Origin of the sequence: Actinopolymorpha singaporensis (genome assembly GCF_900104745.1) — a bacterium.
Lineage (GTDB): Bacteria > Actinomycetota > Actinomycetes > Propionibacteriales > Actinopolymorphaceae > Actinopolymorpha > Actinopolymorpha singaporensis.
The window spans coordinates 1,581,809-1,601,572 of record NZ_LT629732.1 but is presented as its reverse complement, the minus strand read 5'-3'; the positions used below and the strand labels follow the sequence as shown (position 1 = coordinate 1,601,572).

The following is a 19,764-nucleotide window of genomic DNA, read 5'->3' as shown; positions in this document are numbered from 1 at the left end:
GGCCCACCAAATCTCGCCGGGCGGGGTCACACCCTGGGGGCACCTTCGCAGGTGCCGGGCTGCCACTGGGCAGATTAGGGCGCACCGGCGAACGGGGTCAACCCGGAATCCCGGCCGGTCGGGCAGCGCCGGGAAAACGGGTTCCGCTCCTCGGTGCCCGCTGGTAACGTGCGATGGCTTGTCGTACGGACAGTAGTGCCGGAGAGCAGGGACCGAACCGAGCCGGTTGCGCCGCCACTTCGAAGGCGGCCCTGGAGCGGGGGCCCGCGCCGCCCACTGCTGACGAGAGCCTGACAACCATCGTGGAGGCTCCTTCATGCCCTCTGCCCCATCCACCCCCTCCGCCTCGCCGAACGTTGCCGACTCCTCGAACCTCACTGCCACGTCCGAGCCCGTCGTGGATCCGGAACTGGCCGCCGAACGCGCGCACCTGCGAGCCGCCCGGGCCGCGCTGGAAGTCATGCATGCCGAGGTGACCGACACCGAGACGCCGGCCATCGTCAACTCCGGCAGCGACAGCTACTGGGACAACAAGTTCTACGAGTGGGCGCGCGAGCACCGCGCCGAGGTACTGCTGGACCTGCCGAGGATCCCGTTGTTCTTCGGGCGCCTGGACTGTGAGCCGGGCGCGGTGTTCGACCACGCCGACGGCGGCGGGCGCGTGCCGGGCCCCGACGGCGACGTCGACCGGATCTACATCGGCCGCCGCCACATCCGCGAGCCCGACGGCACGCCCCTGGTGATCGACTGGCGGGCGCGGGTCGCCATGCCGTTCTACCGTGCCGGGCCCGCCGATCCCCAACGTGTGCTGGTACGCCGTCGCCATGGCTTCGCCCAGAGCCCGGGCCCGACGGCTTCGTCGACGTGACGGCGTACGAGGACGAGCCGGTGAGCGGCGCGCAGACCACGGCGGCGCAGGGCTTCTCCGACCTGGTGACCGCGGAGATCGAGCGGCCGCGGTCGGGCCCGATGCGCGACATCGTCGCCACCATCCAGCCCGACCAGGACGTGCTGGTCCGCGCGCCGCTGGACACCACGATCTGCGTGCAGGGAGCGCCGGGCACCGGCAAGACCGCGGTCGGCCTGCACCGGGTCGCCTACCTGCTCTACGCCGAACGCACCCGCCTGGCCCGCGACGGCGGAATCGCGATCATCGGCCCGAACCGGTCGTTCCTGCAGTACATCCGGCACGTGCTGCCGGCGCTCGGTGAGGTTTTCGTCCAGCAGTTGACGTTCCCGGACCTGATCCGCCGCTACTACCCCGACCATCCGATGGCCGAGAGCGAGGAGGAGACCGCCACGGTCACGGTGAAGGGCGACGCCCGGATGGCGGCGGCGCTGCGGCGGGCCCTGTGGTCGGGTGTCGGGGTCGGCGACGACGTGGAGGCGCTCGTCTACAGCAAGGGCGCGAGCCGCTTCCGGGTGCCCGACTACGAGGTACGCGAGATCGCCGCGGGGGTGGTCGAGACCGCCACCCGCTACGCGCCCGGCCGCACGACGCTCGCGCAGCGGCTCGCCCACGCGGTGCTGCTGCGGATGGAACAACGAGGCGGAACGCCCGACGACCGGACCCAGAACGCCCTGGCCAGGTCGGCCCCGGTCCGGCGAATCCTCAACCAGGTCTGGCCGCAGCGTTCACCTGAGCAGGTGCTGCACCGGCTGCTCTCCGATGCCGGCTTCCTGACCGAGGCGGCCGGCGACGACCTCACCGCAGAGGAGCAGAAGGCGCTGCAGTGGCGCAAGCCGTACCGCTCGGTGAAGTCGGCCCGCTGGTCCGAGGCGGACCTCGTCCTCCTCGACGAGCTGGGCGATCTCCTCGAACGCGAACCCCGCCGCGGCCACCTGGTCGTCGACGAGGCGCAGGACCTGTCCGCGATGCAGTTGCGCGCGCTCGGCCGGCGTTGCCGTACGGCCACGGTGCTCGGCGACCTGGCCCAGGCCACCACGCCGTACGCCTCCGCCTCCTGGCAGAGCGTCCTGGCCGAGCTCGGGGCGGGTGAGTCTGCCGAGATCGTCGAGCTCACCCGCGGCTTCCGGGTGCCCGCGGCGATCATCGAGTACGCCGCGAGGTTGCTGCCGTCCCTGCAGCCCGACCTGGCCAAGCCCGTCAGTCTGCGGCGGGCCGCGGGCGGACTCGAGATCACCGCGGCCGGCGCTTCCGAGGTGGCCGCCGAGGACGTTCTGCAAGCCTGCCTGCGGATCGACGAGGAGGGCGGCCGCGCCGGCTCGATCGGCGTCATCGCCGCCGACGCCGAGATCAGGCGGGTCTTCGACCACCTGACCGCCGCGCCGACCCGGTCGACCCTCGACAAGGTCGGGTTGACACCGGCCATGCTCGGTGACACCGAGAACGCGCTGGAGCACTTCCGGCTCGTGTGCGTGCCCGCCTCGCTGGCCAAGGGTCTGGAGTTCGACGGCGTGGTCGTGGTCGAGCCCGCGGCGATCGTGGACGCCGAGCCACGCGGCCTGAACCGGCTGTACGTCGCGCTCACCCGGGCCGTGTCCGCACTCACCGTCCTGCACGCCCGGCCGCTGCCGGCCCAGCTCGCCGCAGGAGGTTGACCCGCGCGACGCCGGCTTGCGGCCCGCCCGGACCGCGGCGCCACCCATTCCGGGGCCGGGTCAGTTCTTGACAAATTTTTCTGTCAATGGTTCGGTGACGCCATGCGCGACGTCGACGTGATCGAGGACCCCGCTGCTGCGGTGACCGCTCTCGATCCGCTCCGGTCCAGGCTGCTGGCCGAACTGCGGGAGCCCGCCTCGGCTTCCCTCCTGGCCAGCCGGCTCGGCCTGCCCCGGCAGCGGATCAACTACCACCTGCGCCTGCTGGAGCAGCACGGCCTGGTGGAGGCGGCGGGCGAGCGCGCCTGGGGTGGGCTGAAGGAACGCCACCTGGTCGCCACCGCCGCGGGATATGTCGTCTCACCCGAGGCGCTCGGCGCGGCCGCCAGCGCTCCCCGGTCCGATGCCACCGATGCCGACCGGATGTCGGCCGCATACGTTGTCGGGCTCGCCGCTCGGGTGGTCGCGGAGGTCGGCGCGATGGCCAGGAACGCCGTACGCCGGCGCACGCGGCTGCCGGTCTACGGACTGGACACCGCCATCCGGTTCGGCTCGCCGGCCGACCGGGCGGCGTTCGCGCACGAGCTCACCACCGCGGTGAACCGGCTGGTCTCGAAGTACCACGACGAGCGCACCCCCGACGGCCGCTGGCAGCGGCTGACGGTCACCGTCCATCCCGTGCCCAAGGGCGTGGACCCCGGCGTGGCAGGCGGGGCCGCCACAGAAGGAGGGGAGGCCTCGTGAGCGACGACGACACCCCTGATCCCTCCGCCCGGCTCACGCGTAACGAGATCGAGGTGCCAGGAAGCCCCGAGGAAGTGTGGGCGGCGATCGCCACCGGCCCGGGACACGCGGCCTGGGTCTTCCCGGCCGACATCGAACCGCAGGAGGGTGGCGCGATGGTGATCCACCGCCGGCCCTACGGCGAGGACGCCGACGCCACCGTCACGGCCTGGACACCTCCGCAGCGCTTCGAGTACGAGGAGCCGATCGGGCCGGACGCGAAGCCACTGACGAACGAGTTCCTCGTGCAGGCAAGGGGCGGCGGCCACTGCGTCGTCCGGGTGGTGTGCGGATTCCGCCACGACGGCGAGGACTGGGAGGAACTCGTCGAAGGGGCCGGCGACGGCTGGCGAATGTCGCTGGTCGTCCTGCGGGCGTATCTCACGCATTTCGGCGGGCAACCCGTGGCGCACCTCGACGCAAGCGTGTCTCTCGGTCGTCCGGCGGCCGAGCGGGATCGCGCATCCGCCGTCCTGTTCGAAGCTCTCGGGCTGACCGGCCTGGCTCCCGGCGACTCCTTCCGTACGCCGGCGGGCGTACCGGACCTCGCCGGCACGATCGAGCACCGCAGCCCCGGCTACGTGCTGGTGCGCGCTGTCGAGCCGGGTCCGGCGTTGTACGCGATCTCCTGTTTTCCGATGGCCGACGGTGCGCCGCTCTCGGCGAACCTCCTGGGCCGGCTGTACCGAACGCCGGGCGACGTCGCCCGACGAGAGCAGGCGATCTGGCGGGCCTGGCTCGCCGACCTGTCATCGACCTTCGAACAGTGAGGATGACGAAAGTGCTGCTGGAGAAGAGAAACGCGATCGTCTACGGCGCTGGGCCGATCGGACGAGCGGTCGCCCTGGGGTTCGCCCGCGAGGGTGCGACGGTGCATCTGGCAAGTCGCACCGCCGAACGCATGGACGCCATCGCCGAGGCGATCCGCTCGATCGGTGGGGCGGTCGACACGGCGACGGTCGACGCGCTGGACGAGGCGGCAGTCACCGAGCACGCGGAGTCGGTGGCCACGAACTCCGGGAGTGTCGACGTGTCGATCAACCTGATCTCGGTCGGCGACGTCCAGGGCACGCCGCTCGCGCGGATGTCCCTGGACGACTTCGAGCGCCCGATCCACACCGCCGTACGGACGACGTTCCTGACGTCGAAGGCGGCGGCCCGGCACATGATCCGGCAGAGATCCGGCGTCATCCTCACCTTCGGCGGGGTCGGTGATCCCCTGCGCGACTACTTCATCGGCGGGTTTCAGGTAGCATTCGGCGCCTGCGACACACTGCGCAGGCAACTTGCCGCCGAGCTGGGACCGTACGGCGTTCGCGTCGTCGGCCTGAAGACCGGTGGGGTGGCCGAGACCATCCCGGAAAGCTTCGAGGGGCGGGAGGCCCTGGTGAAGTCGCTGGTGGAGCCGACCATGCTCGGCCGGACGGCTACCTTCGAGGACGTGGGGAACGCCGCCGCGTTCGCCGCCTCCGACCGCGCCGCCTCGATCACCGGTGCCGAGCTCAACATCACCTGCGGCGCGATCGTGGACTGAGTATGCGGTCACCGCCCGAGGGGGACGAACCGCCTGAGCTTCCCGGTCGCGGCGGTGCGCGGAATCTCCTCGACGATGTGCACGGTGATCGCCGCGGCCGGGACGCCGTACGGATGCAGCGAGGAGCCCAGTGCGGCGACCACGGCGGGTACGTCGGGTGACCCGACCACCAGCACGTCCGCGCCGCTCTCGGTCTGGCGTACCTGGTACTCCGAGATCAGCGGGTCGGTACCCAGCACGTGCCGGAACGCCGCCGCCTGGACCACCCGGTCGCCGTAGCGGAAGTCGTCGTCGCGGCGGCCGGCGACGTCCGCGACCCGGCGCATCGCGCTCCCGCACTGGCACGGTCCTGGCAGCAGCGTGACCTCGTCGCCGAGGTCGTATCGGACGAACGGGAACGCCCGGCCGGCGAGCCCGGTGGCCAGCGTCCGCGCGGCCGGCTCGTCCGGACCGACGGGCTTCCCGGCAGCGTCGACGCGTTCCAGGATCACCTCGTCCTCGCAGATGTGCAGGCCCTCGCCTCGACCACAACCGACGGCCTGGACGCCGATCTCGGTCGATCCCCAGAGGTTGTGAACCGGCGCGCCCCAGGCGGTGTCGATCGCGTCGCGGTCCTCCTCGCCGAGCGGTTCGGAGTTCGTGCTCACCCGGACCGGGCGGATGTCGAGCTCACCGGCGGCCACAGCCCGGGCGAGGCGGCCGACCACCGACGCGTAGCCCACGAGGTGCGTCGGTCGTACGTCTGTCACCGCACGTAGGACCTCCTCGAAGGGCGCCGCGGCGGGAATGACGAAGGTCCGCATCCACGGCACGGTGGCGACGTCGAACAACGGCGTGCTGGCATGTGGCGGCTCACCCGCCTCCAGCACCGCAAGCCGGGCTTGACGGCCCTCGTCAGGTGCGCTCACGGCGAACTCGGCCCGCGTCTGCCACCGCCAGGCGAGGCAGGCCAGAGTGACGAACTGCTCCCAGTCCCACACGTACACACCGCGTACGCCGCTGGAGCCGCCCGAACTGAACACCTGCAGCCCAGAAGGTGTGTAGGAGTACCACTCCTGTTCGGCCAGGACCCGTTCCGCACCGGCACGGTCGGTGCCCGGCACTGTGACGATCCGGTCCCACTCCTCGTCGACCTCCTGCTTGAGCATCACCGGCAGGCGCGCGAGATCGTCGACGGTCGCGGTGGCCGGGTCGACGTCGCCCATCCGGGCGGCGTGGAAGGCCGAGCGCTCACGGGCGAACCCGAGCAGAGAGCGCAGCCGTTCGGTTCGGTAGCTGTCGATGCGTTCACGTGGCCACGCGAGCCGCGCCACATGATCGGCGAGTGAGGCGCGTACGGCGTTCAGGTGAGCGGATCGCAGCCGCTCGTACGCCGCCTTCGGATCCGCCGGGGCCACCTGCCCAGTGTCCCCCGGGAACGGCTCGAACACCTGCCGAACGGCCCTGGCCCCAGCGTGTCGGCGACGGATTGTCGCCCGCACCAGCAGGCGATGAGCACATCGGTGTACGACACCGCCACGTCGATGCGACTCTGGTCGACAGGAGCCCGGTCGGGAAGCTGGAGCCAGACGAGACGATCAGGAAGGCACGAGGGTCGGATGTCGCGGGACGGCGCGCGGGAGTACCGCTCCACTCGTGTCCGCCGGCGCCGTGGCTGCCTTACCGTTCTGCTGCTCCTGGTGGCGATGGTCTGCGCTGTCGCAGTGGCCCGAACGGTCGCCTCCCGGCTGAACGACAACCTCCGGGCCTTCGACGGACGGGGAATCGGCACCAACCGCCCGGCGCCCGTCAAACCCGCCCGAGACGGCGCCGTCCCGGCGAACCTGCTGCTGATCGGGTCGGACTCGCGGGCCGGCACGAACGACCAGCTCGCCGGCGGGTCCGGCGCGGCGGGCCGCTCAGACACCGCCATCGTGGTGCACGTGTACGCCGACCACCGGCGCGCCGTGGCGGTGTCGATTCCGCGGGACGCCCTGGTCGACATCCCCCGGTGCCGGTTGCCCGACGGCAGCTGGGCGGCACCGCGCCGGCAAACGATGTTCAACGCCGCGTTCAACACGGGATCAACTGACGCGGGCAACCCGGCGTGCACCCAGAACACGGTGGAGAACCTGACCGGACTTCGCGTCGACCACACGATCGTCGTGGATTTCAAGGGGTTCGCCGCGATCACGGAGGCGGTCGGCGGGGTCCGGGTGTGCGTGCCCAAAGACGTCTACACCGGTGACCTGAACCCGAACCTCCGCGACCGCGGCAGTCTGCTGTTCGCCAAGGGAGTGCAGACCGTCTCCGGGCAACGCGCCCTCGGCTACGTGCGCCTTCGGCACGGCATCGGAGACGGCTCCGACATCGGCCGCATCAAACGCCAGCAGGCGTTCCTCGCGAGCCTGGCAGCGAAGATCCGCCGGTCCGGGATCGATCCCGTCACGCTGGCGCCACTCGCCGAAGCTGCCACCAGGGCACTCACGGTCGACCCGGGGCTCGGGTCGGCGCCGAAGCTGGTCGCCTTCGCCATGTCGCTGCGCCACGCTGCGCCTGCACGACATCCAGTTCGTCACCGTGCCGTCTCGCTACGCAGGACGGACGAAGGTCGCGTTCGTCCAGCCTGCCGCCGACCGGGTGTGGGCGACGCTTCGAGCCGATCGGCCGCTGGGTGCCGTTCCACCGTCCGGTGGCGAGCGGCCCTCAGGTGGCAAGCCCCCCTTGACAGCCCCCCGCTCCCCGGACGGAGGGGTGAGCAACAACCGCCTCCCGGTGTCCGGCCTAGGAGTAGAGGTCGGCATCTACAACGGCACCTCCACTCCACACCTCGCGCGGGCCCCTGCGAGTCAACTGCAGCAAGTCGGGTTCACCGTCAACCGGGTCGTCGACGGCGGGCCGGCGGACGTGACGACGACCACGATCAGATACGGCGCAGGCCACCACACCGATGCCCGCACTCTTGCCACGTTCTTCCCCCGTGCGCGACTGCTGCCGACAGGCGGTGCGGGTGCCGCGGGAGTGACCCTCGTGCTCGGCCGCGACTACGCGGCTCGTACGACCACCGCCGAGACGCCGCCTACCTCCGTTCCGGCAGTCCGGCCGCGGACCGCCTCCGACAACCCCTGCGAGGACCTGTCCTACGGCCCGCCGGTACCCACGCGCTGACGACCCTTCCGCGTCACCGGACGCTTCCACCTGCGGCGGTTGATCGCCTTACCGTGTCGGGATTCCGGCTGCCGGCGTACCGATGGCGTCCATGATGGCGTCCATGATGGTGGCCTCCACCGGGTAGGCGTTCTCTCGGTCCGCAAGCGCGAACGAGCCCAGCAGCGCAACCCCCGGTTGCGCCATGATCCGCGGCGTCGTCCCGAGGTGTGGCCAGGACGCCGCGTGCACCAGGAACGGATGACACAGGTAGACGTCCCCGGCCGCTCCGGTGACGTGGGCGACCGGCCGATCCGCGCTCGCCCGCCGCACCAACGGGCTCAGCTCCACTCCGCCGAACCCCTCGTCGCCCCGCTGGGCGAGCACCCGGGCCGCGTCCACGTGCGAACCGACGCGCACCCGGGTCGGCGCGTCGTCGGGCCCCACGTCGGTGAAGAGGAAGAGCGCGAGCAGCCCTCGGTCGCGGCTGCGCACGTTGGTGTGCCAGGAGTCACCTACCGGGAAACTGCTCTCCACGTGCCAGCCGGCGTCGCCGGGATCCTCCCTGGAGGGAAGGCGGACGGGCACCGTGCCCCCGACCCCCTGCCGCTTCCACCAGCGGTCCGGACCGATCAGCTGGTCGTACGCCTCCCACAACGCTGGGGAGGTCCCGGCCGCGGCGAACGGCTCACCGTCGGCCCCGTCCTCGGGACAGTCGATGCGTACGACCGGCGACGACCATGACGACCTGTCCGTACGCGAGACGCCGTGCTCGGCGAGCCGGTCCCAGATCACCTCGACACACGCCTCGACGGTCGCCCGCGGGACCGCCGCCGACACCCGGACGAAGCCGTCACGGACGAAAGCAGCGATCTGCGTCTCGGACAACATGTGACAGACCTTCGCCGGGACGGCCGCGTTCGTCAACAGGTAGGCCGTCGGTCCCGCAGGCCGGCGACTCGCGGCGAGCGTTCGGTTCACGTGCGTGTAACACACGGGCAACTGGTGCGAAACCGCGCCTTGTGACGCTGGGGCGACACCCGACTTCCGCGAGATCCCGCGTCCTTAAGGATGGTGCCCCGTGAGCTACAAGGCCGAGTACATCTGGATCGATGGTACGGAGCCGACCGCCAAGTTGCGCTCGAAGACCAGGATCATCAGCGACGGTGCGGAGCCCGACACGTGGGGCTTCGACGGTTCGAGCACCAACCAGGCCACGGGCCACTTCTCCGACCTCGTACTCAGGCCGGTTGCCACGTATCCGGATCCCATCCGCGGTGGCAGCGCCGTTCTCGTACTCTGCGAGGTCTTCACCGTCGACGACAAGCCTCACGGATCCAACACACGGGCGCTGCTCCGTCCTGTGGCTGAGCGTTTCGCGGGCCAGGAGCCGCTCTTCGGCATCGAGCAGGAGTACACCTTCTTCCAGGGCTCCCGCCCGCTCGGCTTTCCGGAGGCCGGCTACCCGGCCCCCAGGGCGGCTACTACTGCGGCGTAGGAGCGGACGAGATCTTCGGCCGGGAGATCGTCGAGAAGCACCTCGACAACTGCCTGGCCGCAGGCCTGACGATCTCCGGTATCAACGCCGAGGTCATGCCCGGCCAGTGGGAGTTCCAGGTCGGTCCGCTGAACCCGCTGGACGTCGCCGACCAGGTGTGGATCGCACGGTGGCTGCTCTACCGCACTGCCGAGGACTTCGGCGTCTCCGCAACCCTGGATCCCAAGCCTGCCAAGGGCGACTGGAACGGCGCGGGTGCGCACACCAACTTCTCCACCAAGGCGATGCGGGCGGGGTACGACGCGATCATCGAGGCCTGCGAGGCTCTCGGCCGCGACGACAGGCCGCGCGAGCACATCAGGCAGTACGGCGCAGGCATCGAGGCCCGACTGACCGGCGCTCACGAGACCGCGCCGTGGAACGAGTACAGCTACGGCGTCTCCAACCGTGGCGCCTCGGTCCGCATCCCGTGGCAGGTCGAGGTTGACAAGAAGGGATACATCGAGGACCGGCGCCCGAACGCCAACGCCGACCCCTACGTGGTCACCCGGCTGATCGTCGGCACCTGCTGCTCCGCCCTCGACGAGGCGTTCCTCGTCTGACGGCCGGACGGGACGGACTGCTCGTCGAGTCAGGCTCGGGGAAGCAGGTCGGCGCCGAGCGCCGTGGGACACAGGTAGCGTTCGATGTGCTCCACCACGAGTTCTGTCCCGCGCTGGTGGCTGACGTACGGCGGCATGGCCGGGTTGTACATCGCGTCGGTCAGGTCGCGCAGCAGGACCGGCGAAAGTCCCCAGCGCACCAGGTTTCTCAGCCCGAACGAGCGTCGCAGCACGCACATGTTGGTGTGCACGCCCGCGACCAGAACGAGGTCGCGTTTCTCCAGGCTGAGCAGGCTGTAGATCTCGGCGCCGTCGTCGGAGATGGCGTCACCGTCCTCGATCGCGACGGCGGCGTGCTGACGCGTCCACACGGCGGACCACGACGTCTCGCCGGTGTCCGAACCGCCATCGGAGTCGTCGATGGGCAGCGGCGGTTCCGGGACCGCGGGGTTGGACGGCGGCTCCACCCGGGGGACGTCCAGGATCCGTCGACGCGCCGGGTGGCCGCGATAGGAGTCCAGCGTCTCCGACGGCGCGTGCACGATCAGTACGCCGGTGCTTCGCAGGTGGCGGGCAACCTGGTCGATGACCGGAGCAAGCAGGTCGACCCGTTCGGCCGCGCCGCGGCTCCAGTGGCGGTCCCAGACGTCGCAGAGCACCAGCGCCGTCCGGCTCGCCGGGACCTGCCGGGTGGACGTCACCGGCTCGCCGTCCTCGTCGCGTCGCCGCAACGTCAGCGGCAACACGTTCTGCTCAGGATTCATCCGCTCACCTCGTCCACCGTCGACGACATGGAAACCACGCATTTACAGCGATTTGTCCTTCTGCCCAGCCTCGTCGCCATGACGAGTCGAAGCAAGACCCCTTCGCCTTCAATCCGCGTCGCGAGGCAGGCCGACATCCGGGCCCTGTCCGGAAGACGGTGACGCTCGACATGGCCGTCTGAGGCCGGCGCGAAGTGGCCGTAGAGCCCGGCATCGCTGAGCCCGGCGGCGCGGGCGATCCTGCTTCCCAACGGGCGATCGACGTTCGGGAGATGGCGTCGTCTTGGGGCCGATCCTTGCGGCGGGGCGCAATACTCGTCGGCACGGGGCATGGGACCGGAACCGGCGGCGGGAGAGGTGCGACAGATGGACCTTGAGTTCAGCGGCGAGATCTGGGAGTGGCGCGGCCCGGCGCCGTACCACTTCGTCACCGTGCCGGAGGAGGAGAGCCTCTCGTTGCGCGAGTCGCCGGCGGGCGCAAGCTACGGATGGGGCATGCTCCCGGTCCGCGCCCGGATCGGCTCCACCGAGTGGTCGACCTCGCTGTGGCCCAAGGACGGCGGCTACGTCGTCCCGCTCAAGGATGCCGTACGCAAGCCCCTGCGGCTCGGGCCCGGTGACGCCGTGACGATCCAGGTCACCACCGTCGACCAGCCGAACGGTCGCCGACAGCGCAAGGCGGCGGCGCGCCGACCGTCCCCACCCCCGGCCCGGCCGGGTGGCCGGAAGAGACCACAGGTCACCGACGAGCAGCTCACGATCGTTCCCGCCAACAAGGCGACCTGGCAGGATCTGGAAGCGATCTTCGGATCGAGCGGTGACCCGTCCAGATGCTGGTGCCAGCGGTACAAGATGCTGCCCCGGGAGACGTGGGCATCCGTCGGGCCCGAGCAACTTGCCGCCCGGCTCCGCGAGCAGACCGCCTGCGGCCATCCTGAGTCGAAGGCCACGAGCGGCCTGGTCGCCTACCTCGACGACGAACCCGTCGGCTGGTGCGCGGTGGACCCGCGCCCTGCCAACCCACGCTTGCTCCGCAACGTTCCGGTCCCCTGGGTGGGCCGCACCGAGGACAAGAACGACAACAGCGTCTGGGCGGTGACGTGTCTCGTCACTCGTGCCGGCTTCCGCCGGCGCGGCATCAGCCGGTCACTCGCCCGCGCTGCCGTCGACCTCGCCCGCCGCCGAGGCGCCGGGGCGCTGGAGGCCTATCCCCACCTCACCGAACCCAGCCATCTTGGCACTGCTTCGATGTTCGCCGCCGCCGGCATGGCCGAGGTGAGCAGGCCCACCAAGAACCGCGTCGTCATGCGCATCGACTTCTGACAGGCATACTGCGGAGATGATCGGACACCTTGAGAAGACGGTCATCGACTGTCCCGACCCCCGCGTTCTCGCCGCCTTCTACTGCCAGATCCTTGGTATGCGGGTCAACGAGGACAGTGAGGACTGGGTGGTGATCGGTTCGGAGCCCGGCATGCGGCAGGTGGCGTTCCAGCGAGCCGAGCACTGGGTTCCCCCGCGCTGGCCTGATCCCGAGCGCCCGCAGCAGATGCACCTCGACGTGCGGGTGGCCGACGCCGACGTGGCCGAGCAGCAACTTCTCGCCCTCGGCGCCCGTCGCGTGCAGGCCAGGCGCGAGACGGGTTTCCGGGTCTTCCTCGATCTCGTCGGGCATCCGTTCTGCATCGTCTTCGGCGGTCCGGCCCACAGCTGAGACGTCGCGGCCCCTGGAGGTTCTCGACGAATCAGACCCTGGCCGCGAGCCAGGCCTGGTGGAACGCGGAGTAGCCGGCGAACCTCGTGGTGACCGCCTCCTGCACGACCGCGTACACGGTGTCCGGTCCGCGGAAGGCATCCCGTTCCGAGGTGCCGTCTGCCAGGAGGACGAGCACCGTTCGAGCCATCACGTACGCCGTGGTGCGGCTGTCGATCGGCGCACCGAGTGAGAACTCCTCCGGCGCCATGAACCGGCTGGAGCCGAACATCCGCCCCATGTCGTTGCGGTACGGCCCCGGGCGGTAGCTGTCCAGGTCCACCACGGTGAGGGACCGCCGCCCGAAGTCGTAGAGCAGGGCACCGTCGTAGAAGTCCCCTTCCACCCAGCCGGCCGCGTCCAGCACCAGGTGCAGGTCGAGCAGCCCGTCGAGAGCCGCAAGGATCTCCTCGGCAGGCAGAGCGCGGAAGCGCTGGAACGCGGTGTCCGGGTCGTTCCGCCGAGCTGACGGCGTGCCGAGGTGCTCGCCCTCTCGCCAGTCGTACACGAGGACAGGCCCGCTCGGCGACTCGATCAGGCCGTGGAAGGCCGGAAGGAGCGGGTGCCGGACGGTTTCGGCAAGCCGGGCAGCGTTCCGGAGAAGCGCTGCCCGGCCACCGAAGTCCAGGTACGGGGTGGTGTCAGCCGGATCGCCGGCGGTCTTGACGAAGTACCGCCTGCCGTCCACGGCAACGCCGTAGGAGACGTTGCCGGAGTCCTGGGTGTCCGCGCCGAAGCGCGCGAAGACCTCACCGAGCCGTTCGAGGTAACGGACCGGCTGGTCGTCGATCGCGGTGGGAAACACCCCTGTGGGAAACACTCCGTAGACGCTAGTCCCCGCCCGCGGCGTCAGTCCCGGCACCTGCGGCGGTAGTAGGCCCAGGCGAGCGCAAGCAGCAGCGGTCCCCACAGCAGGAGGGGGGCGTAGCACAGGATGAGCAGGGCTTCCCACCAGCCGTTGACGAACGCGAAACCCTTTCCTGGTGGACCGAACACCGTGAGTACGAAGAAGTTGACGGTCGCGAAGGTCCAGATCGCCGTCAGGGCGATCGCGCCGACGGCAGCCAGAACCGTAGCCCCCACAGGCGGAACGCGACGGCCACCGATCAGCGGCATCCATCGCGGGAACACCTCGCCCCACCGCCGGACCAGCCCGAGCGACAACAGGCCGATCCCCTCCGACAGCACGGTCAGCCCCAGAATCGCCACCACCTGCCACCCGGGCACGAACCCCAGGGAGGCGTCCACACCTGCCGCGTTGCTGACACCCATCGAGAACCCGAGGACGACACCCACGCGCCACAGCCCGGACGGAAGGACGATCACCGTGATCAGGTGCGCCGTACGCACCGCCCATCGCGGGGGCCGACGACCGTCCCGCGAGCCCAGGCTTCCGGGCCCCGGCCCGAAGCCACCGTTCGGGACCACACGTGTCGCGGTACGCATGGCCCCCATCCTGCGCGGACCGGCCGGTCACGCCGTCGCTCTGGCTCGCGAGGTCTCTCCCCCGCACGAGTGAGCTCACCCGGGCCGTACGCCTGCCAGAAAGCGGCGCACCACGGAGACGAACTCCTCCGGCGCCTCCTTGTGCACGCCGTGGCCGACGGCGATCGTCACGAGCTGCCCGGCCGGCAGCCGCGCCGCCATCGCGTCGATCTCCTTCTGGGAGAACGGGCTTGCCGGGCCCCCTGCCACCACCAGGGTGGGTGCGGTGATCTCGGCGAGCCGTTGCCACCAGCACGGGTCTGGACGGTTGACCTGTCCCACGATGGCTGGGCGTACCGGCCAGTCGAACCCGAGCGGGCCGTCCTGCCCGTCCGGCCGCTGCGGCTCGGGTCGACGCTGCGGCAACGGTGGCGGGGTCTCCACCAGGACGAGTGCACTCACCCGGTCCGGGTGGTCCAGGGCCAGCAGGTAGCTGACGACACCACCCATCGAGTGCCCGGTGAGAACCACCCGGTCCAGGCCGAGCGCGTCCAGGAAACCGAGCAGGTCGGTCGCCATCAGCTCGAACGAGTAGCGGCCCGGCCAGTCGCTGCGGCCGAACCCACGAAGGTCAGGGACGTACACCCGCCATTCCCGCGCGAGGCCCGGCACCACCGGGTTCCAGCTCGACCCGTCGGACCCGACACCGTGCAGCAGGATCAGAGGCGGTGACTTCGGATCGCCGGCGACGCGGTACGCCAGCCGTACTTCGCCGACGTCGACCGAACGAAGATCGTCCATGCCGGCAACATATCCATCACGGCCGCGGGCACGGGTTGTAGGCACAGGCGGCACAGGTTCAGGCACGGATCGCCGCTGGCCGAGCATCGCGTCGACCGCGCCCTGGTACGTCACCGCCATGACGCGCCAGGCGCCGACGGGGCCCTTGGGCGGACGTCACGGCGGGAAACGCGTTTGCCACCGTACGCGGGCACACGGCATCCTCCAGGCGTGCAGATGCATGCCGACCAGCTCACCGTCTCCCCGGACACCGTGTCCGACCTCGTTCGCAGCCAGTTCCCGCAGTGGGGGGATCTGCCCATCCGCCAGCTCGCGTCGGCGGGCACCGTCAACGCCATCTTCCGCATCGGCGAACGCCTGACGGCACGGTTCCCGTTGCAGCCGCAGGACGTGGAGAGGGCGCGGCGCTGGCTGGAGAGCGAGGCCGACGCGGCCAGGGAACTGCTGGGGCGTACGCGCTTCCCGACCCCCGAGCCGCTCGGCCTCGGCGAGCCGGGCTTCGGCTACCCGATGCCGTGGTCGGTCCAGACCTGGGTGCCCGGAGTCGTCGCCACCGAGGCCGATCCTTCGGAGTCCGAGGCGTTCGCGTACCACCTGGTCGAGTTCATCCGCGACGTACGCACCATCGACGTACGCGGTCGCACGTTCGGCGGCTCCGGACGCGGCGGCACGATCGCAGACCACGAGGAATGGATCGAGACCTGCCTTCGGGAGAGCGAGCAACTACTCGACGTCCCACGTCTGCGCCGGTTGTGGGCCCGGTGGCGGGACCTGCCCCGCGGTGACGACCCGGACGTGATGAGCCACGGCGACCTCATCCCCGGCAACGTTCTCGTCGCGGACGGGAGGCTGGCAGGCGTCCTCGACGTGGGCGGCCTGGGACCCGCCGACCCGGCGCTGGAGCTGGTCGGTGCCTGGCACCTGCTCGAGGCCGGTCCACGCCGGATCCTGCGGCGCGAACTCGGTTGCGACGACCTGGAATGGGAACGCGGCAAGGCGTGGGCGTTCGAGCAGGCGATGGGCGCCGGGTGGTACTACCAGTACACGAATCCGGCTATGAGCAGCATGGCCGTGCGCACCCTTGCCCGCCTCGTCGAGGACTCGCCCATGTCCTGACGCCGGGTCAGACGCCGACGGCGCCGTCGATGCGCTCGCGAAGGAGGTCGGCGTGACCGTTGTGGCGGGCGTACTCCTCGATCATGTGCACGTAGACCCAGCGCAGTGAGGGCGCGATGCGCTGTCCGCCGCGGATTCCGGTGCCGAGCGTGTCCAGACTCGGCTGCTCTGCCGCGACCCGGCGGCTGTGTTCGACCTCGGCGTGGAAGCGCGCCATCACAGTGGCCGTGTCGACGTCCGCCACGTCGTCGAAGTCGATGTCCGTACGGCCGTCGGCACCGTCGGTCACCGGCGCACCAAGGGGTGCGAACGCCGACCGGAACCAGTTCCGCTCGACCCCGGTCAGGTGACCGACCAGCCCCAGCAGGCTGAGCGAGGACGGTGGCACCGACCTTGTCCTGAGCTCATCGTCGGTGAGGCCCTCGCACTTGGTCAGGAGGGTCGCCCGGTGAAACTCCAACCACGACTCGAGCATCGCCCGCTCCCCTGCCGCCACAGGCGGATCCTCGCGTACGACGCCAACCGAGTTGTCCTGCTCCCTCATCCGGACAGCCTACGATCTTCGGGACCCTCGCGGGGGTGATGCTCAGACCCCCGGGCCCAGAGCCAGCGCGACCACGACCGGGGCCAGATAGAGCAACGGGAACGGGATGTGCGCGTACGAGCGGGCTCGCACGACCGTGATCACGGCGCCGACGAAGTAGAGGATCAGGCCCACGCCCGCTGCCACACCGACGAACGGGACGAACAGTCCGACCACGAGTCCGACAGCTCCCGCCGCCTTGGCCGTACCGAGCCACGGCCACCAGGACCGGGGAACGCCGTACTCCGTCAGCGGCCCCACCACCCACCTGGCGTGCACGAAGACACAGAGAGCGGAGAAGCCCACCCAGGCGGCGGCCGCGAGGGTGACCACGAGATGTGCGACGGACATGGAAGTCGCTCCTTTCGGCGGTCACCGGCCGATCAAGGTCCCGACCGACCGGTTCCGACCTCGTAGACACCGGGCGGGACGCACCTGTGACAGGGCTCTGGAACACTGGCGGAGGTCGCCTGGCCTTCGCGGTGCCCCTGCCCGCGTCCCGTCGGTCCGGGCGTCCGCGTACCACGGTCCGCGCCACCTCGATCACGTTCGGGAGCCATGCGATGGCCGCTCTGCCACACGCCCAGTACGAACCCGTCCGGCTGGCCCAGGTCCGGCCGCGGGGCTGGCTGCTGGAGTTCCTCCGCCGCCAGTGCGCCGGGATCACCGGCCACCCGCAGACCAGCGGCTATCCGCTGGACCACACGTTCTGGGACGACCCGTCCCGGCTGGCGGACGTGGCCGACCCGGCGATGGCCTGGTGGCCGTACGAGCAGACGGCGTACTGGGTGGACGGCGCGCTCAAGGCCGGATTCCTGGCCGGGGACGAGTCGGTACGCGAACTGGCGGTGGCGCAGGTCGAGGGCGCGATCGCGAAGGCGGCGCCGGACGGTTTCATCGGCCCGGAGATGTTCCGCGACCGTGACCGGTGGGCGTACCTCGTCTTCTTCCGCGCCGTACTCGCGCAGTACGACATCACCGGCGACCGGCGGCTGATCGACGCCCTCGTCCGCCACTACCGCAGTACGCCGCACCCGATGGGCTTCGCGCGGGACGTGTCCGGGGTCGAGATCCTGCTCGCGCTGTATGCCGAGACCGGGGAGCCGGACCTGCTGGAGCAGGCGACCGACCTGTACGCGCGGTTCAACGCGCAGGACAGCGAGCACGCCCGCGACTTCACCCTGGCCGGCATGCGTTCGGACCGACCGGTCACGACGCACGGGGTGAGCTTCAACGAACTCGCCAAGCTCGGTGCGCTGATGTATGCGGCGACCGGTGACCGCGAGAGCCTGGACGCGACAGTGCACGCGTACGCCAAGGTCGAACGCGACCACCTGTTGGCCGACGGGCTGCACTCCGGCGCGGAGGCGATGAGCGGCAACGGACCGCTGGAGTCCCACGAGAGCTGCACCATCTCAGACCACACCTGGTCGCTGGGCCATCTGCTGCAGATCACCGGCGATCCGCACTACGCCGACCGGTTGGAACGCGTCGTCTTCAACGCCCTACCCGGTGCGGTGACGAAGGACTTCACCGCACTGCAGTACTTCTCCTGCGCCAACCAGTTGATCGCCACCAACGCCAGCAACCACAACCCGATGTCGCGTGGTGACAACCGGATGTCCTTTCGCCCGGGACACCCGGTGCAGTGCTGCACCGGCAACATCCAGCGTGCGTTGCCGAACTACGTCGAACGCATGTGGATGCGCGGCCGAGGCGGCAACCGGGGCGACGGCCGGGGCGAGGAGATCGTGGCCGCGCTGTTCGGCCCGAGCCGGATCGAGGCGCCGATTGCCGGAACGGCCGTGACGATCGAGGAACAGACGCGGTATCCCTTCGAGCCCGGTGTCACGTTCACCGTGACCCCGGAGCATCCGGCTCGCTTCACCTTCACGGTGCGCATCCCCGAGTGGTGTCAAGCACCGGTTGTCACCGTCGGCGGCGAGCCGACCGACCAGCCTCCGGTCCCGGGAACCTTCTACCGGATCGAACGCGAGTGGCAGCCAGGCGACCGGGTCGAGGTGCGACTTCCTTTCCCGCTGACGTCGAGGTGCTGGGCCGACGGCGGGACGAGTCTCGAACTCGGTCCGCTGACGCTGAGCCTGCCGGTCTCCACCACCCTCACCGTCGACACCGAGGACGACTGGGAGCAGACTCCGGTCGAGTTCCGGCTGGCCGGACCTCAGCGCCGGTTGCCCGGCTTTCCCGCATACACCCTCGTGCCAGGAAGCGAATGGGCGTACGCCCTGGCGGTCGACGAGGCGAGTCTCGCCGACACGGCCGAGGTGGTGTGGACGGACGGCGAGGCGTTTCCGCTGGACGTCGACACTCCGGCCGTGAGGGTCAGCGTGCCGGCCCGGCGCGTACGCGACTGGGCACTGGTCGAGACCGACCGGGTGAGCCGCCTGCTGCCGTCGTTCGAGAACGGCAGGTTCCGCATGGTCGAGCACGAAGTCGAGGGCCGGTTCACGCTGACCCCGCCGCTGCCCGCACCGGACACGCTCGCCGAACGCCTGGGGGACGAGACCGAGCGGATCGAACTGGTGCCGTACGGCAACACTCTTCTACGGCTCACCGTCTTCCCGGCCGCGGGCCCGCAGACCTCAGCGCGGTAGCTGGGTCATCACCCAGATCGGCAGCGGCTCGTCCACGGTTCGCGACACTTCCCATCCGGCGCGGCGGTACATCTCGACATTGGCGGGGTTGCTGGTCTCCAGGACCGCCGGCAGACCGTCCGCGGCGGCGCGGCGGAGCCCGGCGTGCATGACGGCGCGGCCGAAGCCTCGCCCCGCGCTGTCGGGACGGGTGCCCAGGACACCGAGATACCAGAAGGGTGCCGTCGGCAGCGCCGCGTGCACGGCCTCGTCGTAGGCGCGCACGCGTGCGTGTGCATCGGCCGGCACCTGCGCGGCGAGGCCGCCGCCCGGCGCGTCGACCGAGCCCGCCGGGACGGTTCCGGTCGACGGCGGCTCCCACATCGCGACCGAGGCGCCACCGGCGACCGTCCAGATCGTCTGGCTGTGCACCCGCCTGTCGAAGAGGTCTCCGAAGAAGGCCGCCGCGTACGCCGGGTAGGTCTCCTCGTCGGGAAAGAGGTAGCGCAGGACCGGGTCGGTGGGAAACGCGGCGACCAGCGAACCGAGCACCCGCTCACGGTCGGCCGCGGTGGCGACGGTGATCTCGACTGTTGTCACACATCCGACCGTACCGGCCGTCG

At 70.5% G+C, this 19,764-nt stretch carries 21 protein-coding genes and 1 pseudogene; 13 read left to right on the top strand and 9 right to left on the bottom strand.

Features of this window, described 5'->3' with window-relative positions; all coding sequences use genetic code 11:
• Positions 1-316 precede the first annotated feature (316 nt).
• The 5 genes from BLU27_RS30270 (at position 317) to BLU27_RS07250 (ending at position 4,879) form a co-directional block, all read left to right on the top strand.
• Positions 317-868, top strand: a complete 552-nt coding sequence (locus BLU27_RS30270) for a hypothetical protein (protein WP_241827832.1) — start codon at positions 317-319, stop codon at positions 866-868.
• The gene (locus BLU27_RS07265) at positions 865-2,562 is read left to right on the top strand and encodes a HelD family protein (RefSeq protein ID WP_241827831.1); all 1,698 of its coding nucleotides are present in this window, start codon (positions 865-867) and stop codon (positions 2,560-2,562) included. The genes BLU27_RS30270 and BLU27_RS07265 overlap by 4 nt, the downstream gene beginning before the upstream one ends.
• Before the next feature lie 102 nt (positions 2,563-2,664).
• On the top strand, positions 2,665-3,306 hold the full coding sequence (locus BLU27_RS07260) for an ArsR/SmtB family transcription factor (RefSeq protein WP_092651781.1): 642 nt from the start codon (positions 2,665-2,667) through the stop codon (positions 3,304-3,306).
• A complete protein-coding gene (locus BLU27_RS07255; protein ID WP_092651779.1) occupies positions 3,303-4,115 on the top strand; it encodes an SRPBCC family protein in 813 nt (270 codons plus the stop codon). The genes BLU27_RS07260 and BLU27_RS07255 overlap by 4 nt, the downstream gene beginning before the upstream one ends.
• A 2-nt stretch (positions 4,116-4,117) precedes the next feature.
• Positions 4,118-4,879 (top strand): SDR family NAD(P)-dependent oxidoreductase, encoded by a 762-nt coding sequence (locus tag BLU27_RS07250; RefSeq protein ID WP_241827999.1) that lies wholly within the window; start codon positions 4,118-4,120, stop codon positions 4,877-4,879.
• A gap of 8 nt (positions 4,880-4,887) precedes the next feature.
• On the opposite strand, the gene BLU27_RS07245 is transcribed toward BLU27_RS07250, so the two are convergent.
• A complete protein-coding gene (locus BLU27_RS07245; protein ID WP_092657326.1) occupies positions 4,888-6,276 on the bottom strand; it encodes a phenylacetate--CoA ligase family protein in 1,389 nt (462 codons plus the stop codon).
• Positions 6,277-6,369: 93 nt separating this feature from the next.
• On the opposite strand from BLU27_RS07245, the pseudogene BLU27_RS31140 reads away from it, so the two are divergent.
• Both BLU27_RS31140 and BLU27_RS28850 read left to right on the top strand, forming a co-directional pair.
• Positions 6,370-7,272, top strand: a pseudogene (locus tag BLU27_RS31140) (LCP family protein); the annotation flags it as partial.
• A 340-nt stretch (positions 7,273-7,612) separates the two neighbouring features.
• Entirely contained in the window at positions 7,613-8,026 is a 414-nt protein-coding gene (locus BLU27_RS28850; RefSeq protein WP_157728288.1) for a LytR C-terminal domain-containing protein, read from the top strand.
• Positions 8,027-8,074: 48 nt separating this feature from the next.
• Here the strand turns inward: BLU27_RS28850 and BLU27_RS07230 are convergent, their stop codons facing one another.
• Positions 8,075-8,896: a phytanoyl-CoA dioxygenase family protein gene (locus BLU27_RS07230; RefSeq protein ID WP_092651773.1), complete on the bottom strand. Its 822-nt coding sequence runs from the start codon at positions 8,894-8,896 to the stop codon at positions 8,075-8,077.
• A gap of 190 nt (positions 8,897-9,086) precedes the next feature.
• Between BLU27_RS07230 and BLU27_RS30265 the strand changes: the two genes are divergently transcribed.
• Both BLU27_RS30265 and BLU27_RS30260 read left to right on the top strand, forming a co-directional pair.
• Positions 9,087-9,503 (top strand): glutamine synthetase beta-grasp domain-containing protein, encoded by a 417-nt coding sequence (locus tag BLU27_RS30265; protein WP_241827830.1) that lies wholly within the window; start codon positions 9,087-9,089, stop codon positions 9,501-9,503.
• A gap of 11 nt (positions 9,504-9,514) precedes the next feature.
• On the top strand, positions 9,515-10,105 hold the full coding sequence (locus BLU27_RS30260) for a hypothetical protein (RefSeq protein WP_338417604.1): 591 nt from the start codon (positions 9,515-9,517) through the stop codon (positions 10,103-10,105).
• Between the two features lie 29 nt (positions 10,106-10,134).
• Here the strand turns inward: BLU27_RS30260 and BLU27_RS07220 are convergent, their stop codons facing one another.
• Positions 10,135-10,869, bottom strand: coding sequence for a hypothetical protein (locus BLU27_RS07220; RefSeq protein WP_197681724.1), 735 nt, complete (start codon positions 10,867-10,869; stop codon positions 10,135-10,137).
• Between the two features lie 366 nt (positions 10,870-11,235).
• On the opposite strand from BLU27_RS07220, the gene BLU27_RS29805 reads away from it, so the two are divergent.
• On the top strand, positions 11,236-12,192 hold the full coding sequence (locus BLU27_RS29805; protein ID WP_197681723.1) for a GNAT family N-acetyltransferase: 957 nt from the start codon (positions 11,236-11,238) through the stop codon (positions 12,190-12,192).
• A 16-nt stretch (positions 12,193-12,208) separates the two neighbouring features.
• Positions 12,209-12,583, top strand: coding sequence for a VOC family protein (locus tag BLU27_RS07205; protein WP_092651770.1), 375 nt, complete (start codon positions 12,209-12,211; stop codon positions 12,581-12,583).
• A gap of 31 nt (positions 12,584-12,614) precedes the next feature.
• Here the strand turns inward: BLU27_RS07205 and BLU27_RS07200 are convergent, their stop codons facing one another.
• The 3 genes from BLU27_RS07200 to BLU27_RS07190 form a co-directional block, all read right to left on the bottom strand.
• A complete protein-coding gene (locus tag BLU27_RS07200) occupies positions 12,615-13,442 on the bottom strand; it encodes a serine/threonine protein kinase (RefSeq protein ID WP_157728287.1) in 828 nt (275 codons plus the stop codon).
• Between the two features lie 29 nt (positions 13,443-13,471).
• On the bottom strand, positions 13,472-14,068 hold the full coding sequence (locus tag BLU27_RS07195) for a hypothetical protein (protein WP_197681722.1): 597 nt from the start codon (positions 14,066-14,068) through the stop codon (positions 13,472-13,474).
• A gap of 75 nt (positions 14,069-14,143) precedes the next feature.
• Positions 14,144-14,848, bottom strand: a complete 705-nt coding sequence (locus BLU27_RS07190) for an alpha/beta fold hydrolase (protein ID WP_172804900.1) — start codon at positions 14,846-14,848, stop codon at positions 14,144-14,146.
• A 216-nt stretch (positions 14,849-15,064) separates the two neighbouring features.
• Between BLU27_RS07190 and BLU27_RS07185 the strand changes: the two genes are divergently transcribed.
• On the top strand, positions 15,065-15,964 hold the full coding sequence (locus BLU27_RS07185) for an aminoglycoside phosphotransferase family protein (protein WP_092657315.1): 900 nt from the start codon (positions 15,065-15,067) through the stop codon (positions 15,962-15,964).
• A gap of 7 nt (positions 15,965-15,971) precedes the next feature.
• Here the strand turns inward: BLU27_RS07185 and BLU27_RS07180 are convergent, their stop codons facing one another.
• Positions 15,972-16,508 (bottom strand): DinB family protein, encoded by a 537-nt coding sequence (locus BLU27_RS07180; protein ID WP_092651766.1) that lies wholly within the window; start codon positions 16,506-16,508, stop codon positions 15,972-15,974.
• Between the two features lie 42 nt (positions 16,509-16,550).
• A complete protein-coding gene (locus tag BLU27_RS07175) occupies positions 16,551-16,898 on the bottom strand; it encodes a DoxX family protein (protein ID WP_092651764.1) in 348 nt (115 codons plus the stop codon).
• A gap of 212 nt (positions 16,899-17,110) precedes the next feature.
• Between BLU27_RS07175 and BLU27_RS07170 the strand changes: the two genes are divergently transcribed.
• Positions 17,111-19,162 (top strand): beta-L-arabinofuranosidase domain-containing protein, encoded by a 2,052-nt coding sequence (locus BLU27_RS07170; RefSeq protein WP_157728286.1) that lies wholly within the window; start codon positions 17,111-17,113, stop codon positions 19,160-19,162.
• Here BLU27_RS07170 and BLU27_RS07165 read toward each other — a convergent pair.
• Positions 19,151-19,741: a GNAT family N-acetyltransferase gene (locus BLU27_RS07165; protein ID WP_092651760.1), complete on the bottom strand. Its 591-nt coding sequence runs from the start codon at positions 19,739-19,741 to the stop codon at positions 19,151-19,153. The genes BLU27_RS07170 and BLU27_RS07165 overlap by 12 nt on opposite strands.
• Positions 19,742-19,764: the final 23 nt, after the last annotated feature.